At 40.2% G+C, this 14,129-nt stretch carries 12 protein-coding genes; 3 read left to right on the top strand and 9 right to left on the bottom strand.

From position 1 onward, the window contains the following. Nucleotides 1-271: 271 nt before the first annotated feature. The 7 genes from EO95_RS01090 to EO95_RS01060 form a co-directional block, all read right to left on the bottom strand. On the bottom strand, nt 272-1,147 hold the full coding sequence (locus EO95_RS01090) for a DMT family transporter (protein ID WP_048131424.1): 876 nt from the start codon (nt 1,145-1,147) through the stop codon (nt 272-274). A 238-nt stretch (nt 1,148-1,385) separates the two neighbouring features. Next, nucleotides 1,386-1,592 carry a hypothetical protein gene (locus tag EO95_RS01085; protein WP_048131423.1) on the bottom strand — a complete coding sequence of 69 codons (207 nt, stop codon included), beginning with the start codon at nt 1,590-1,592 and terminating at the stop codon, nt 1,386-1,388. A 552-nt stretch (nt 1,593-2,144) separates the two neighbouring features. After that, on the bottom strand, nt 2,145-2,462 hold the full coding sequence (locus tag EO95_RS01080; RefSeq protein WP_048131422.1) for a hypothetical protein: 318 nt from the start codon (nt 2,460-2,462) through the stop codon (nt 2,145-2,147). Next, nucleotides 2,443-3,447: a hypothetical protein gene (locus EO95_RS01075; protein WP_048131421.1), complete on the bottom strand. Its 1,005-nt coding sequence runs from the start codon at nt 3,445-3,447 to the stop codon at nt 2,443-2,445. The genes EO95_RS01080 and EO95_RS01075 overlap by 20 nt, the downstream gene beginning before the upstream one ends. 16 nt (nt 3,448-3,463) lie before the next feature. Continuing rightward, nucleotides 3,464-4,249 carry a hypothetical protein gene (locus tag EO95_RS01070; RefSeq protein ID WP_048131420.1) on the bottom strand — a complete coding sequence of 262 codons (786 nt, stop codon included), beginning with the start codon at nt 4,247-4,249 and terminating at the stop codon, nt 3,464-3,466. A gap of 608 nt (nt 4,250-4,857) precedes the next feature. Then, on the bottom strand, nt 4,858-5,079 hold the full coding sequence (locus tag EO95_RS01065) for a hypothetical protein (protein ID WP_200894970.1): 222 nt from the start codon (nt 5,077-5,079) through the stop codon (nt 4,858-4,860). Between the two features lie 880 nt (nt 5,080-5,959). After that, entirely contained in the window at nt 5,960-7,393 is a 1,434-nt protein-coding gene (locus tag EO95_RS01060; protein WP_048131418.1) for a carbon starvation protein A, read from the bottom strand. A gap of 689 nt (nt 7,394-8,082) precedes the next feature. On the opposite strand from EO95_RS01060, the gene EO95_RS01055 reads away from it, so the two are divergent. Both EO95_RS01055 and EO95_RS16620 read left to right on the top strand, forming a co-directional pair. Continuing rightward, the gene (locus EO95_RS01055; protein ID WP_162197336.1) at nt 8,083-8,940 is read left to right on the top strand and encodes a cache domain-containing protein; all 858 of its coding nucleotides are present in this window, start codon (nt 8,083-8,085) and stop codon (nt 8,938-8,940) included. A 639-nt stretch (nt 8,941-9,579) separates the two neighbouring features. After that, the gene (locus tag EO95_RS16620) at nt 9,580-10,206 is read left to right on the top strand and encodes a cysteine hydrolase (RefSeq protein ID WP_052733448.1); all 627 of its coding nucleotides are present in this window, start codon (nt 9,580-9,582) and stop codon (nt 10,204-10,206) included. A 763-nt stretch (nt 10,207-10,969) separates the two neighbouring features. On the opposite strand, the gene EO95_RS01045 is transcribed toward EO95_RS16620, so the two are convergent. Continuing rightward, nucleotides 10,970-11,401: a PKD domain-containing protein gene (locus EO95_RS01045; protein ID WP_048131417.1), complete on the bottom strand. Its 432-nt coding sequence runs from the start codon at nt 11,399-11,401 to the stop codon at nt 10,970-10,972. Nucleotides 11,402-11,924: 523 nt separating this feature from the next. Then, nucleotides 11,925-12,077, bottom strand: a complete 153-nt coding sequence (locus EO95_RS17355) for a hypothetical protein (RefSeq protein ID WP_156161207.1) — start codon at nt 12,075-12,077, stop codon at nt 11,925-11,927. Nucleotides 12,078-12,372: 295 nt separating this feature from the next. On the opposite strand from EO95_RS17355, the gene EO95_RS01040 reads away from it, so the two are divergent. Further along, on the top strand, nt 12,373-13,542 hold the full coding sequence (locus tag EO95_RS01040) for a DEAD/DEAH box helicase (RefSeq protein WP_052733451.1): 1,170 nt from the start codon (nt 12,373-12,375) through the stop codon (nt 13,540-13,542). Nucleotides 13,543-14,129: the final 587 nt, after the last annotated feature.

Below are 14,129 nucleotides of genomic sequence, written 5' to 3'. Positions count from 1 at the left end.
TGTAATTGTAATTTATTTCGCCCGAATCAGACACTCTGCTGGTTTCTAAACCCCGTAAACCGACAGAAAGTCTGAAAAAGATGGAAATTAAGAGCAGAGATAATAGATATCAGGTAAGATCTCAGATCAGGTAAGATCTTAGACTATAATATTAAACTGAGCTAACATATTAACCTTCATATTATTTTAAGTAGTTCCGTAAAACCTTATTGGAAGCAAAAGAGACCTCAGGAAGAAAGACTGCAGGAAGAAAAAATAAAAGAAAAAAGGTTCATTTTCGGTCCTGTATCAGTATAACTGCCGCAAGTACAAGCAGAACCCCTGCTAACTGCCAGCCTGATAGCATTTCCCTGAAAAAGAAAAAACCTACAAGGGTACCCACAACCGGCTCTACCGTTGCTACTATGGATGCCCTGCTGGATTCGACTTCCTCAAGCCCTTTTGTGTACAGCAGGTAGGCTAGCACTGTAGGAAAAAAGCCCAGGCCTGCAAGGTAGATCCAGAAATTGCCCGTAAAAAAAGCTCCTGTAAAATTTTCAAAATTGTTAAAAGGCAGAAGGGCCAGGCTTGCAAAAATGAAGGTATAAGCTGCAATTGTCATTGTATGGTACTTTTTGAGGGCAGCTTTTCCGAAAATGCTGTAAAGGGCATATCCGAAACCCGCCCCTAACCCCGTAAGAAGCCCTGACCCGGAAATAGAAAAAGAATCCCCGAGCCCCGGAAGATAACCGGTTACAAAAGCGCATCCCACAAGAGTCAGCCCCAGAGAAACAAATTTTTTTACTCCCAGGCTTTCCCTGAAAAAAACTCTGGAAAGGACTGCAACAAATGCAGGAGCTGTGTAGAGCAGAGTAACGGCAATTGCAATCGAGGTTTCCCTGATTGTGGTAAAATAGCAGAGGTTAAAGAAAGCAAGGCTGAAGATGCCTGTCCCCACAAAATAAAGAGAATCCCGAACCCTTATTTTCAGCAGTTCCGGCCTGGTAAAAAGAAGATAAATCAGCATGATTACAGCCGCTGAGAGAACCCTCAGGGTTACAACCTGAAGCGGGGAAAATCCGAAACCATAAAAGCCTCGGACAAAAATCCCTATCGTACCCCACAGGACCGCACCTGCAGCAATCAGTAAATATGCCCGTTTTTGCATTCCGTAACCTTCTTTTGCCAGATCTTCAGTTTAGTGTACCTGTTCCCATTTGAAATCTTCGTTTAGTGGAATTTGTGACCGAAGGATCCAGCTGAAAAAATAGAGCATGATTTGAATAATCACTCATTAAATCAAAAAAGAAAGAGAGAAGAAAGAGAAAAGAAAAAGGAATAAAAATAAGTACGCATTGGAGTTTATTTATTTATTTATTTATTTATTTATTTATTTATTTATTTATTTATTTATACTTAGATATAGAAACAAGACCCCTGGCAATAGCTATTGCAATAATAGATATCAAGAACGTAGTTAAGAGAACCATGGTAAGATTCTCTTCATCAGCAAATTTGAACATAAAATAGAAGAGAATAGCACTTAACGCTAATCCAACAAGCAGCAAGATTGCTGCAGGTCCTCCCAAAATCTTTTCAGTATCCTTACGCATAAAGACAGTCCCTCCTGAGATAATTCACCAGCAAATTATATTTCCAAATTATTATTTTCAAGTTATCCATTTTAAGGATCTTTAATACATCAAGAAACCTGAATGTAACAAAATTAAGCGGTAACTATATTTTCTAACGGAAAGAATTGATTTTAATTCATTAAAGCAACCAGAGATGAGAATGCATTATTAAAGGGGATCTCTATAGCTTTAAGCGTACCGATTCTTAATATTTTAGAAAAGAATCAGGATTATTTAAATATATGCTTCAGGTATGTACAACCTTCTAAGTATTAAATAAATTTATAGTTTTTGATTTTGAAAACCAGATAATGCCTCTTAGAAAACCTGTTTTTTGAAATAACAAATTGCTGGCTCACCCGAATCTGTCACGCTCAACGCAGGAGAGCGGTCTTACAAAACAGCCTGTGAGGGACGGGGTATTCGTGATCCTCCGCACTCCATTAGTAATAAGAGATTGGGCCTGTATAAAGTTCGTCAAAAAAAGGAGTTGATTTTGGAAAAGGGATTTCCCTTCTCCAAAAGCTGTGGTCAACGTTTATTCGGAAGAAGGAGCCGGATTATATAAATTCCTATAACCAGGACTACCAAACTAAAGATTGCCTGCATAAGTGCCTGGTACCTTGGATGGAAAAGGGCAATTATCGCTTCTTGCATATTGAAGAAAAAAGAGAAAAGGGCAATGAAAATCAGCGCCACAAGGACGACCAGCACTGCTGCATTTACGAGTTTTTTAAACGATGCATCATTATTGTCCTGTGCATCCCCTTTCCCCGGCTTTCGGACCTCCATAGCCTGATGATCCGTATCCTTTTCCTCAACGCAGGAATTACCTTCTTCTCCAGCCATATAATCCCTCATTCCCATCTTTCTTACTCTTCGGGCCTTTCCTGTGCATAACACATGCTGTCAGCAAGAGGGCTGCAAATACTATCGAACCCTCAAACCCAGGAGTATCTTCTTTTTCCGGGGCTTCAACAGGCATGTCTTCTTCCACAAGCGGGTAATTTTTGGTAACTTGCCGCTCGATCTTATCCATTTTTATTGGTTCAGGAACTTCGGACGTGACTATTTCCCGGCCATTTTCTTCCACAGTAACCGAAAATGTATATTCGTCCCTTCTAGGGAACACAAAGCGCACATGCCCTCTAAGCCGGCTTGAACCTTTGACAATCCCGAGTTCGTCACTTTCGGTATATGCGGTGTAGGGATCGGTCCTTGCAGTGACCACCATGGTCAGAGCTTTGGAATCTCCTCCCTGATTATAAACCCCCGGAGAGATATCCACCACAACCTTTGCGTCCCTATCAGTGAACTGGGTAATTACAAGGTTCATGTCGGTAAGCAGGATATCGGCCGGCTGGTCCGCGAAGGTTTCCGCTTTTATAGTAACAAAGCTGCCCCCTGAATCAAGAAGCTGGCCTTCCTTGAAAAGCTGGACCTCAACCTCATAATCCCCTGGGTCCGCAACCCCCAGAGAAACACTATTGTAGGCCAGGGACCGGGCTTTGATATAACCCATGTCGAGATCTTTTTCTGCCACAATCAGCCGGGTTTCCTGATCAATGATCTTGACTTTAACGGAAAGCATCGAACTGTCAGTGTTCTGGTCATTCCGGATATAAGGGGTGACCGTCAGAAGAGCACCCTCACCCTGCGGAGTGGACATCACATCCACATCCTGGATGAAGATCTCCTCATACTCCCTGAAAACGCCTCCTGGCTTCTCAAAACAGCCTGAAGAGAAGGTAAAAACCAGGGAAATGCTGATAAAAAATCCAATAAAAAATAATAGGGGAGATTTTTTAGATTTAATCGAAACCCTGAATCCCATGGAAACCAAACCCATATTATAGTTTTACTTTAAGCACAAGGGTCTGGGAATCAATAAGATAATCACCCTGCATCAGATTTACATACACATCGGTCTCCCCGTTGGGAGCGTCGTTCAAAACTGGAAGCTTCACCCCCCAGGTATAGGAGGTCCCACCCTTTGCCATCGCCTCGGTGATGTTAATGCTCGCATTGCCTCCAATTAGCTTATTTTCAATATCAACAAGCACGTACATGGATCCGCCTGTTATGGTTGTCTGTCCATGATTTTTAGCAGAGAATTTCACAGTGACGTTTTCGCCTTTCTCAGTTTCCCAGGTCGAAACAGGAGGTGCTGCACGCAGCTTGTCGATGCTTTCGGCAAAGCCTACGAACTGCAGCTTCGCATCAGGAAGGACAACGGTCTGAACAGGCACGGCCTTTGTCCTGATTACGGGTTTTCCCTCTTCATCAATACCCGAAGCATACGACAGGATCAAGATAGAGGTATTTTCAACCCCGCCAAAAGAAGGAGCCATAACCCTGAAACTGACAGAAGCCCGCTTACCTGCAGGAATATTCACCTGTGAGCTTGACCCGACAATCGTAAAAGGATCAAATGAACTTACAGACACCGCATCAATCGCCTGGACGCTGTTGTTGTTGAATACGGACACGGAAACATCCTGCTCATTAAACTCCTTGATAACCAGGGGTTCTGTGCTCACATCCAGATCTTCAGAATCAACCGGAGAAGTCGTTGATTCGCAGCCAGATACAAAGATTACTGAAACGAGTACTATCAAAGCCAGAAACTTCTTCATATAAGTACCTCCTCAAATTTCAAAGTCCAGTATTTCTGGAGTTAAATAGCGATGAGTAGATGTGACTCCTTAGCCCCCTTAACCCAAAGATCGAAAATAAGCCTGAACATACCCAGTAAGCCGGAGCTTTAGTTTTTAACATATTTTCACTATCAATAAAATCTACATATGAACATATAAGGGTTACTATCCATAGACCGGTATAAATATAAATATTTAATATACAAAAGCTGAATAAAATTGCGTGCGGTCCCCCTCCATAAACAGGCTGTCCTGCAATTACCGCCAGTAAGAACTGAATTCCTTCTTTTTCGATTTAAAGGCTTGAGATACCTTATATTTTACATGTTTTTGCCCTAAAAATGAATTGTCGGACAACCTGCGAAGGACGGAATATTCGTGACCCTCCACACTCCCGTAATAATAAAAATTACATGAAAAGAGCAAATACTAAATAAGATAGAAAAATCGGTACGAGTACAAAAAAAGAGAATTAAGCACGCATTAACAGCACTGTTGTTACTCAAATTTTCATGACAGATCGGCTACAGCATTCGTGGCGAGAGAGGATACGGCCTGAAGAAATCAGCCGATAAAAAATTAAGTTTTTAGAGAAACTCAAGGCATAGGCATACGTAATATTCTCTTGCAATTCTTTTAAGCCAGTCTGGAACAATGCAGTACCTGTCAACAATAAGCTCATTCAGGTAGTAGAGGGACTCTTCAGTTTTGCATTCACTGAGCCTCTTTAAAGCCGTCCTTCTCCCCCATGCAGATCTCTCGTTGTCAAGAGCTTCAAGATAAAGCTGGTATTCTTTGCTGTCATCCATTAAAGTAAAATTATCTAACAAAGAATATAAATATTTGTATCCGGTGTCGGAAGCAGCGATATCCAGAAGGTTTTCAAGAGATTTTCAGAGACTGCAATTGTAGATTTCGATGGACAGGACAATTTTAGGACTTTTCAACGTATCCGAATAATGAACCTTCAGAATTCCGGGTAAATCTAAAAAAATAAGGACTTTTCTGAAGAAAAGGCCAGGGTAATCAAAAATCGATCCCTGAAAAGAAAATAAAAGGGAATCCCCTTTAGACAGTGATCCGTAAAAAAGTGTTATCAGGTCGTAGAGTATAAAAATAGGAAAGGAGAATTCCCATGCAATGATCAGTTGATGAGAATTCCTGCACAAGGTTTTTTGTTCGCTATGCTGACGAAGTAAGTAATAATTCTTCAAAAAAGATATATAATTACCGGCATTGAAATTTCAATATAGGTAACATATTGGCTCACATTGAAATGTTTAACGCCAGCAATAATTTTAAGAGCTTCACTAATTATTTACATCTAACAATTATTTTGAATTAAACGATGAAAAGTGGAGAACCAGGGAAATAATTACTAATTTAACAGATGTCTTTCCGTGTGTGGGACATACGTATTCAACTATACTTAAGTGCTAATTTATACTTATCTGCACTCATTTATACTTATCTGTACTCCTTATTTTACCTAAGTTTCACATTTTTTTAAGTTTTATTTCCTGAAGGTTGTATTCCCATTCACTGGTCATCGGTTAAGGACTTTGAAGGCAATTTTCCAGATATCTCTATGCAAAAGTGGGGAAAATACTCTATATAAATACTATATATGGACTTTCTGACGGTATAACTATCACAGTAATATACTGTTATCATATCCTCATTCAGCGCTCACTCACTGAGTAAAGCTAATGATAGAGATCTTTTCCTTAAAAAGGTGGCAAATAGAACACAAAAAGCGGCTGCACAGATCATTCCTGCCGGATATGAGATACTGCCTGGTAAGCCGAACCCCTCAGGAGCTTGTAAGATGTATGTTGTTACCACTGCTGTCATAAATGTAGCCGGGATGGTAGCGATCCAGTGAAATTTGTCGTTATTTGACAAATATACCGCAGATGTCCAGAGAACTATGGTAGCCAATACCTGATTCGAGAACGCGAAGTAACGCCAGACTTTACTGAAGTCGATCAGGGTCAGACTGAACCCCATGGCAAATATTGGAAAAGCTATTATTAACCTGTTCTTTAAAGGTCTCTGGTCCAGGTTCATGGCATCAGCTATGGTCAGACGTGCACTCCTGAAGGCTGTATCTCCGGATGTGATGGGACAGGCAATAACTCCCAGGATAGCGAGAATTCCTCCTGCAGGTCCCAGCAAACCCAATGACACATTTTTTACCACCAGGGCAGCACCTCCTGTGGTAGTGATTTCACTCAGGCCGACTACTCCTCCCGGAAAGAAAGACATTGCAGCAGCAGCCCAGATAAGGGCGATAGCCCCCTCTGCTATCATGGCCCCGTAAAAAATACGCCTGCCATATTTTTCATTTGTCAGGCATCGGGCCATTATTGGGGACTGGGTCGAGTGGAACCCGCTAACAGCTCCACAGGCGATGGTTATGAAAAGCATAGGCCACAAAGGAAGGCCGTCAGGATGGAAACTCCTGAAGGCTATTTCAGGGATCTCATATCCTTTGATGAGAAGCATGGAGCCGATGCTTAATGCCATAATCAACAGGACAGCTCCGAATAAGGGATAGATACGGCTTATGATCTTGTCGATTGGAAAGACAGTGGCTGCGAAATAATACAGGAGGATAAGGGCCAGCCAGAAATTCGGGTGGGCCAGCAGCCCTGTAAACCCCAGATTTGTCAGAAGTCCTGCCGGCCCGGACATAAACACCGTTCCTATAAGTATGAGCAAGATGACAGAGAACGCAATCATGGCAATCCTCGCCTGTCTGCCTAAATAGATCCCCACAATTTCTGAAACGCTTTTTCCCTCATGACGGATACTTAACATCCCGGAAAAATAATCATGCACTCCGCCTGCAAAAATACTGCCCAGGACGATCCACAGGAAAGCAGCAGGACCGTATAAAGCTCCCAGAATAGCACCATATATGGGGCCCAGGCCAGCGATGTTGAGAAACTGGATGAGGAATATGCGGGACCAACCGAGGGGGACAAAATCAACCCCATCTTCCTGGGTGTATGCAGGTGTCCTTCGTGAGGGATCAGCTCCAAATACATTTTCGACAAACACACCATAAGAAAAATAACCTAGCACAAGAGCGACTAGAGAAAGCAGGAAACTTATCATATTATTTAAGAATGAAACTTTTTATTATTTGTTGGTTTCCCTTCAAAATTTTTAGCAGCAGTTTTAATAAATCTAATGCGTTTCTTATAGTACTCAGTCTTATAGTACTCAGGGAGTTAATCTTTTTAAAATAATTATGTTAAAATGAAATATAAAGTAGGATTTATACAGAGCTTGAGTTTTCTTAAATTCTTAATAAATTTGATATAGTATTAACTAATAGTATTAAATAATTAATATGCCACGATAATTATAATAGCAATTCGTTGAGATAGGGAGAACAGGATACAGGCGTCACTTAGATACGAAGCTAAGAACTGAAACATGAATCAAAAATTCAGTCCTTACTGTACTAAGGGCTCGTTACAAAATAACCTGAATAACGTACAATTATTTTGGAAGTTAATTGAGTGGCGTGCTTGTGAAAATATCGACTACAGTATAAAAATACATGAATATTTGCAGATATTATTTCGCTGTGGGTCCTAATTTGAGCTTCCAATAAACCCTGATTTCTGTCTCTTCGCTGATTTCTGTCTTTTCGCTGATTCATGCCTCTTCGATGTTTCGAGTGGATAATTTCATCCATTTTTTTAAATATATTTGACAGGTGTTACAATATGAATCATTTTAAAAATGTACTTTGTGTTCTGTTCATTACTGTTCTCTTGCTGGCAGTTTCCGGTTGTGTGCAGTCAGAAAAAACAGGTGTTATTGAACAGAAAGGTGTTATTGAACAGAAAGAACAAACAATTGAAGAAAATCAGACCGACCTGTTAGCCCAGAAAGAGTATACAATGTCCCAGGTCAATGCAGCTATTGACCTGATAGAGGAAAAAGGAGAGCTTGCATTTCCCGATTTCAGAGAAAAAGACAGCCAGTGGTATCATAATGATTCCTACATCACAGTCTGGAAAACTGAAGGAATACGTATTGTTTTCCCTCCAAAAACAAGCGGCGAAGGCGAGAATGTGAGCGATCTTAAAGACTACAACGGCAAACCGTTAGGCAGGATGCTCATAGACACTGCTTTAAGCGAAGAAGGCGAGGGATGGGTCAATTATGACTGGCCAAAACCAGGTGAGACAGAACCTTCAAAGAAGTGCACATTCGTCAAGAGAACTTCTATCGGTAACCAGACATACCTTGTTCATTCCGGCTTTTACGTAGATGACTACATCTATAACAAAAACTTTGAAGACATTGAAGATATCAACTACTTTGGAGACGCAACCGTTAGAAATCTGATCAATCCGAATAGAGTTGAAATGGATCTGGACCTGGATTACAGCATTGCACATTTTCTAGTTAAACCAGGTGATCCCCTTGCTACCCTCATTATGAAGAACCCGGAAACATATTATGTTCTTGAGGGTGAAGGCATGCTCTACATAGAAGATGTACCATTTGAACTGAAAAAAGGAAAACTTGTCCTCGTACCTGCAAACGCAAAGCAATACATCGAGAATACCGGAGATGTTGACCTTGAGTTCCTGGCCATAAACCAGCCTGCATGGGAATCGGCTAACGAGGTAATTCTGGAGTGATTTTTCACTCCACTTTTTTAAAGAGATTCCACATTTATGAAGAATTACTGTCAACAAAAAACGAATCCATGAGTAATTATCTAACGCTCAACCGATGACGCATGTAATTCACTCTATTTTTTGATACCGAAGGTCTGTGAAGGCTGATAGTTTTTATCCGGGTTTTCGGAAATGCTTTTCTCTCAGGACTAAAATATGGAGATTTAATTCATTCTTCGGGATAAAAGTTAATACGGAAATTAATTTCAATCCATTGTAGAGACTCTGCGTGCTTTGTAGGATACCATACCCAGAGGGTTTTGCCTCTGAATTGCTGCAACTTGATTGAAAGAATCGGATATTAAATTTGATTCAAAGGAATTCAGGGGTTAGAATCTCATCCCTCGCACTAAATTAAGGGGATATATGCAACGTTGAAAAAGTGTACGCTATTTTTTGAGGCTAGAATTCTATAAAATATGGACTAATTTATTAATCCATTCAAATAAAATAAGATTCATCGTGAAAAATGATTTCTTTTTCTTCATTTCAATTAGTAATAAAGTTTAGTAAAAATGATTCAAAAATTATATTTTTTTACAAACCAACGTTACTATGTATACAATATTTGTACATTATTTTATTTTAGGGGGTGCATTAATGACGAAGATTAATGGAAATAGTACTGCATTCATCATTGTGGATGCACAGAACTTTGTTCTTCATGAAAACGGGTTTGGTGCAGGTTGGGGTGCCTGGAAATTTGCTCAGGAAAAGGATATGGTGAAAAGAACTGCCAAAGCCATAGAAAGATTCAGGGCAGCAAAGATACCCGTAATCTTCGTTGTAATGGAGCTGCGGCCTCAGATATCACAGGCTCTGAATAACAACCTACCGAACATCGATTTCTGGAAACCCATTAAGGAAATGGACTTCACTCAAATAAGTCATGAAGAAGGAGAATTCCAGGGGAGGATCATAGATGAATTCAAGCCTCATCCGGAAGACCTCATAGTCGCCAAACACCATACAATGAGCGGTTTTCACAATACGGATCTCGACCGGATACTCATGGCCTTGCACTGCGATACCCTGCTCTTTGGAGGTGCTGTGACGAACCTCTGTGTTGAAGGTACGGTTAGGGGAGCTTTTGACAGGGGATATAATTGTGTTGTCCTGAGTGACTGCGTTGCTTCGATTAGCAAAGAGGCTCAGAACTTTGCTACAGATGTGATCTTCCCTATGTTAGGTAAGGTTTGTACTTCTGAGGAACTTGAAATATCATGAAGAAACGTATTGGGAGAAGTAAATGAAGAAACGTATTGGGAGAAGTAAAAATTAGCTGAGTGTTGAGTAGGTATTTTAGAAGAATTATGGTATGACTCTTGTGTTTCGGGATTGATGAGTGTATATGAAAATCAAGCATTAGATCCACATATAAACAGAGAAAGGTTCAGAGAAGAATGGTTTGAATAAAAAGAGTAGATGGAAAAACAGTAAAAAGAGAAGGAAAATAAATCTTAACCGATGACCAATGAATTAGTTGTTATTATTCCTGAATGACCGTAAATTGCATCTCACATTCCTTCTTTCCATCCTCCGCGCTCCGCTTGAACCCTCCCGCGTACAGTAAATAAAAATGAAATCATTAGCCACGCCGGGAAGTCTGACCCCGGAATATCAACCAGATAGTCGGGGAAGACCAGAATTTTGGCTTCAGAAAAATTCATGCAGGTCAGCAGGAAAGTGAAAGTATTCGGTTGAGCCGTTTAAAAGGCAAAAATAAAAAAATCGATTAATTCATTACGGGGCGTTTCATCCTCTCAGGAAGAAATTGAAAAAATGATTGATTAATACTTTCAGTCCGCTATATAACTTTAGGGGGGTAAATGCAAACAAATAGTAAGAAACATATCGCTAAATTAATCTCGCGTTAGATGATTGCGATTTTAAACAAAAAAAGAATTTAATTAATATAAAGAATAATTTATAAAAAATTGAAGGGGTAAGTCAACTTTTAACTTTTTCAAATCATTTAATAACAACAGTCTTATGCTTTAATTATAAGTGTCTTATGAACCCACAACAATCCATTATAACCAGTACACCTGATAGTCAGACCACTAATATAATAACCAGTCTTTGGAAACTTATGTACCGGATTTTTTAGTTGTGGAGTAATTTTTGTTCCTGAGAGAGAAGTTCCATCTCCAAAGTCCCATCTGATATAGGTCTCTTTACCTCTTGAAAGATCCTTAAATTGTACTATTCGTGGATCAGTACTTGAAGCGGCTACTGCTGTATAATCAATGGAATTACCTCCACCGGTTAGACGTTGTGTTGCAGGGGGAGTTCCTGCACCAAGAGGAGTTTTGTATATAGTAAGTGATGCAGAGGCTGCTGTGGACAATAAAGTCAACACCATTAATGCGGTGAAAATAGATACTGTTATTTTCCATATAGACTTTCTATTATTTTTCATTTTATTTCTCCTGTTTTTTTTCTTAGTTTGGGCCGGGAACACCCGTAATCAAAAATAGTAGAGACAGTTAACATATAAACATACTTATATTCTTGAGACCAAATAAAAAACGCGATGCAAATTTAAAACTTTATAAAGCTTTATTTTTGTCTCTAAAACATTATAACACTCTAAATTAATTAAAGAATGTTCTCAATTGTTACAAGTTTAAAAATAAGGATTGTGAGAGGGTTATATAAGTATAGATCTTAAGACAGTTCTTTATTTCCAGAAAGAATCGACGCGTCTGTTGAAAATCAGCTTTGACCCCTTGACTTTAAAACTTAACTCCCCTTAAGCCTTAACCTGACCCCAAAACCAGTTTTTCCCCTGCCTTAACCCGCTCCAAAACGTGTTTGTTAAGGGTGAAAGACATATGGGTGAAAGGCATATCACTTTTTATTTTCCTGTTTCTTGCCTGGGCTGGTTCCTGGCATAGCTATGCTGTCCCAAAGCCGGTCCGCTTAGAGCCTGTCTTCTTCGGTTAAGGGGGTGCCTGACTGAAGATTACACCTTCGCAGGTCGCTATAAACCGCCGCCGGGGGTCATATGGGTGCAGATCTATGCCTTCCCCGTCCGGTTCTGCCATTCTGGGCCACATCTTATCCATTGCAGCCTGATATTCTTCGTAAGTCATGCCATCCGGGTCTACTCATTTGGGGTCGAACCTTTGGAAGAACAATGAATGCTGGGTAATCACATCATCAAAATAGGCAAAAGTATAAAGGGAGAGTTCACCGTTATAAGCGATTACTAACATTTAAGCAGTAAATTAATCTAAACTTTTCTGAAGTTGTGCTTATAGCTCTTAATTGTTTTTGATATATCATAAATATATAAATATGAAAAAGCAATTAAGTAGCTTTTTCAGACAAATCACGGAAAGTCTAACTATGAATAATTTTAAAAAACTAGGTCTCAGTAATGCTGTTTTGAAATCAATAAATGAACATGGTTTTGAAAACCCTACAGCAGTACAGGAAAAATCAATTCCCCTAATACTTGCTGGGGAAGATGTTATAGCCGGAGCCGCAACAGGTTCCGGAAAAACACTCGCATTTGCTTCCGGCATATTACAAAATTCCGAAAAAGGAAAAGGAATTCAGGCTTTGATCCTGACCCCTACAAGAGAACTGGCGGAGCAGGTGGCAAATTCGTTCAGGAAATTCTCAAAATACGACCCGTTAAATATCGTATATATCTATGGCGGTGTAGGGATCAATCCACAAATTAAAGAATTAAAGAATGCCGAGGTTGTTGTGGGAACACCCGGTAGGCTACTCGATCATATCAGCAGAAATACTATCAAATTCAATAATGTGAAAACCCTTGTCCTTGATGAAGCAGACCAGATGTTTGATATGGGATTCAAACCGGATGTAGAAAAAATTATCAAGGAATGTCCTCAAAACAGGCAGACCCTTTTGTTCTCTGCAACCATTACAAAAGATATTGTCCAGCTTTCCCGCAAGCACATGGAAAACCCGGTTCGAGTATCAGTAGAGTCTTATATCGACCCGCAAAAATTGAATCAGGTCGTTTATAAAGTACAGGATGACATGAAATTATCTCTGCTCGTGTATCTTCTACAAAATGAAAAGTCAAACCTCGGGATGGTTTTCTGCAACACAAAAAGAAACACTGAAAAAGTCGCAAAAAACCTGAGAAAATCAGGCATCAATGCCGTGGCAATTCATGGCGGATTGACACAGAACGAACGAACTCGCATAATGGAAAAATTCCATGCCGGGAACATAGGTGTCCTTGTATGCACAGATGTAGCCGGAAGAGGACTTGATATACAGGGTGTTTCCCATGTTTACAATTATGATATTCCCAGGGAGAGTAAACAGTATATTCACAGGATTGGAAGAACTGCACGAGCAGGAACAGAAGGAAAAGCGATAAATATCCTTTCCAAAAATGACCATGCTAATTTCATGAGTGTGCTGAAAGACAATCATGTAGATATTAAGGAACAGACACTACCTGCTCTGAAGAAGATTGTAATTGAAAGACCGGAAATAAGATTGCCAAAGCCGGTAAATAGGATGAACAACCCCTCCAGAAAAGGTCAGAAACCCAGGCACAAAAACTATTAAACACCGTTCGTCTGTGCATTGCATTATAACTAGCCATTGATCGATTGGCATCGGCAGGAGCAATGGAATGTTCCTGCAAAAACCCAGGCACGAGAATAAGAACGACGGCCAGTTCGTGCCACTACGATGTAGAAATGCACCCTCCCAATGCCTTCGGACCTATGGGCAGAGGTCGTTGACTGCGGGGTGGGAGATTTATGCTAAAATCAAAGTTGCGCTGGCGCACCCCAACCTGAACAGGCTGCCCGACAATTACCTCCAATAATAACGGAGTTCCTTCTTCTCCAATTTAAAAGCCTTAAATGCCTTTTTTACCATCTTTTTAGGGACCTATAGTGAATAGAAAAAACAGACTTTTACTCTGTTGCCAGAATTTCCACCACGACTTTATTTCCGTGCTCTCCGGAATTAACTTAATATTTAACCAACTCTCCCATGAAGTCAAAAACCGGACCCTAGAACTCGATTGACGCAAAGTCACGTCGAATTATAAAATAGGGTTTTGAGGTTCCAGCCGGTGGTAGAGACAATTTTCCTTTAGGTATTATCCCTGTCTCTTATACACATCTGACGCTGCCGACGAATAG

Source organism: Methanosarcina sp. 1.H.T.1A.1 (assembly GCF_000979295.1).
Lineage (GTDB): Archaea > Halobacteriota > Methanosarcinia > Methanosarcinales > Methanosarcinaceae > Methanosarcina.
Note: the sequence above shows the minus strand (reverse complement) of the source record. Positions and strands in the feature narration are given on the sequence as shown.